The organism is Bacillus sp. JJ783 (assembly GCF_036963225.1).
In the GTDB taxonomy this organism is placed as follows: domain Bacteria; phylum Bacillota; class Bacilli; order Bacillales; family Bacillaceae_G; genus Bacillus_A; species Bacillus_A cereus_U.
This window is the reverse complement of record NZ_JBALMG010000229.1, coordinates 1-1,886: the sequence shown is the minus strand read 5'-3', so window position 1 is coordinate 1,886 and position 1,886 is coordinate 1. Positions and strand designations below refer to the sequence as shown.

Here is a 1,886-nt window from a genome sequence, read left to right as displayed (position 1 = left end):
TTAGAAAAATTCTATAAGAATCATAGAAAAACATTATTTCGACTCATTACATTACTAGAAATTGACTCAACAACTCAAGATTATTCCCTCATACACGCTTTGAAATTTTTATTAGAGAACGAAAACCGTAAGGTTGAACATCTACCTAGCGATATTGATTTATCATTTGCCAGCGAACAGTGGAAACATACAATTCGCGTTGAAAAAAGTACGGATTTACTTTACCGTAAACGTCTTGAAATCTGTATATTTTCTTATTTAGCCTCAGAATTAAAGACGGGAGACCTTAGTGTGAAAGGTTCTGAGAAATATGCAGATTATAGACAACAATTACTTCCATGGGAAGAATGCCAATCGATGGTTGAAGATTATTGTAATGAATTAAAATTACCTTCCTCACCTACTGATTTTGTTAATCGGTTAAAAAGTTGGCTAACATCCGCCGCAAAAACTGTTGACCTAAACTACCCTAATAATGGGCAAGTTATCATAACTGAAGATGGAGAACCAATCCTGAAACGTATGGTACGAAAAGAGTCTTCTAAGAGTAGTAAAATTTTAGAAAAAGAAATTATACAACGACTACCGGAACGAACGATTCTCGATATACTTTGTAATATTGAACACTGGACGCATTGTACAAGACATTTCGGCCCCTTTTCAGGATCTGAACCTAAATTAGAGCATCCAATCGAACGTTATATTATTACTTCATTTGGGTATGGTTGTAATTTAGGGCCAGCCCAAACTGCTAAACATATGCGCAATATAGTAACACCTCATATGATTTCTTTTGTAAACCGTAGACATATCAGTGCCAAAAAATTAGATGCCTCAATTCAAGATATTTTAAATCAATACAACCTATTTAGCCTTCCAAAACTATGGGGAAGTGGGAAAACAGCCGCCGCTGATGGAACAAAATATGATTTATATGAAGAAAACTTACTGTCAGAATACCACATCCGATATGGGGGCTATGGAGGAATAGCCTATCATCATGTTTCGGATAATTATATTGCTTTATTTAGCCATTTTATCCCCTGCGGGGTTTGGGAAGCTGTTTATATTATTGATGGGTTGCTTAAAAACCAGTCTGATATCCAACCTGATACGATTCATGCTGATACACAAGGTCAGTCTACCCCCGTCTTTGCACTTTCTTATCTATTAGGAATCAATTTAATGCCTAGAATTCGGAATTGGAAAGACTTAAAATTTTTTAGACCAAACAAGCATATTCAATATAAACATATAGATCCTTTATTTAGTGATGTAATTGATTGGAAGTTAATTGAGACCCCTTGGCAAGATTTATTTCAAGTTGTTTTGTCTATAAAAGCTGGAAAGATACTACCCTCAACTCTTCTTAGAAAATTGAGTAGTAATAGTAAAAAGAATCGACTATACCAAGCATTTCGAGAGCTAGGCAGAGTCATTCGAACGATATTTCTTCTTAGGTATATTTCAGATATGAAATTAAGAGAGCAAATTACAGCTAGTACGAATAAAGTGGAAGCATATAATGGTTTTTCAAAATGGTTATTCTTTGGCGGGGATGGGATTATTACTGAAAATGATCCAGTAGAACAAGAAAAACGAATTAAGTATAATGATCTCGTTGCCAATGCAGTCATTTTTCAAAATGTTGTTGATATAACTATGATTTTGTGGCAGCTCAAAAGAGAAGGTTATCAATTCTCACGAGAAGATCTAGTGATGTTAAGCCCATATATGACGAAACATCTAAAACGTTTTGGCGATTATGTGATTGATTTAAAAAACATTCCACAGCCAATAGAAGAGAATATACCTGTATAAAAAATATACGGGTCATGTTATGGAAATAAAATCCAGGCTATGACCCATTTTTACACGTATCTCGG

The 1,886-nt window shown here is 34.5% G+C and carries 1 protein-coding gene; it reads left to right on the top strand.

The window, feature by feature from the left end; all coding sequences use genetic code 11:
• On the top strand, positions 1 to 1,821 hold a 1,821-nt coding region (locus V7038_RS28805; RefSeq protein ID WP_335696039.1), incomplete at its 5' end, for a Tn3 family transposase.
• Positions 1,822 to 1,886 lie beyond the last annotated feature (65 nt).